The sequence below is a fragment of the Paenibacillus rigui genome (assembly GCF_002234615.1).
Taxonomy (GTDB): domain Bacteria; phylum Bacillota; class Bacilli; order Paenibacillales; family NBRC-103111; genus Paenibacillus_S; species Paenibacillus_S rigui.
On the sequence record NZ_NMQW01000094.1, the window covers coordinates 1 to 1,255 of the forward strand.

1 protein-coding gene is annotated in these 1,255 nt (G+C 37.6%); it reads left to right on the forward strand.

Annotation, left to right across the window (positions count from 1 at the left end; all coding sequences use genetic code 11):
• The first annotated feature begins 362 nt into the window (after positions 1–362).
• Entirely contained in the window at positions 363–1,019 is a 657-nt protein-coding gene (locus tag CF651_RS31770; protein WP_094018877.1) for a hypothetical protein, read from the forward strand.
• The last annotated feature ends 236 nt before the right edge of the window (positions 1,020–1,255 follow it).

Consider the following 1,255-nt stretch of genomic DNA (forward strand, 5'->3'; position numbering starts at 1 on the left):
CTATAAAAACGAAAACCGTTAGAGGGACGAGAAGATTATAAAGATCGAAAAGGCAGTTAAAGACTACAAAGATAGTAAAGATCGATAAAGCAGTAAAGGGCTACAAAACTATAAAGACGAATAAACCATTAAAGGAACTATGTTAGAGCATTCGAAGAAGGCCCCGACAGCATATAACACCGTATTCACGCTGCGGTCGCTTACGCTCCCTTGGTCTGCCCGAGGCTTTTCATGGAAGTGGAATCAGGCAGACAACCCTGCGAGGCTAAGTCTGGCGACCCGGCGCTAAAGCGCCTTAAGCCTCTCGGGTTCGTGAATACAAGAACGTTAGACGAAATCTCTAAGGATTATAAGGAGAACTAATGACAAGACTTTTTTTAGTACGTAAGTATTATATTAATGGGCCAATTCATGAAGAAGGAATATTTAACTCCTTTAATAAAGCAGAAGAATTTGTAAAGCAAATTAGTGCTGTAAACCCAAATAAATACATTTATAGTATAGGTCGAATTATAATCAATTCGGTTTATTTGAACTCATTTGATCCATGGGATGACGAAATGAAATGGGAATATGATATTAAAGGAAACCTATGCAGGAAGTTTGTTAATAATAATGGTTGGAACTATGAATCAGAATGGAAAATAAATGGAAACTCTTTTTCATTAGGTGACATCGTTTTTGTAATGGGTAACCTAAAAAATCCTTATGCTTATACTAACGAGGATATTATAGGAGTTATTGCCGACGTACCAAAGACATTAGATGAATGGAATTCACTAGGTTATTCAGATGACGAATGGAAGAAGACATATTTAATAGATTATGTTAACTCGTCAGGGTATTTTACACATTGTCATGTAGATGAGGAAGGTATTTTTTTATATGAACAGTCAATACCTGAGGATTTAGCAATCCTTCAAAGTTTGTCAGATCATTATAAGGGATTACATAAAATAGACTACTTAAAATTAAATAATATAAGAGACAAGAAAATATTTATTAAAGGAATATCTTGAAAGTAGAACTGTCCGAGACATCGTCTAACACCGTATTCACGCTGCGGTCGCTTACGCTCCCTTGGTCTGCCCGAGGCTTTTCATGGAAGTGGAATCAGGCAGACAACCCTGCGAGGCTAAGTCTGGCGACCCGGCGCTAAAGCGCCTTAAGCCTCTCGGGTTCGTGAATACAAGAACGTTATACGAAAGACAAGCAAAAAATGGGGGAATTATATTATGGGAGAACTAAATGCAGA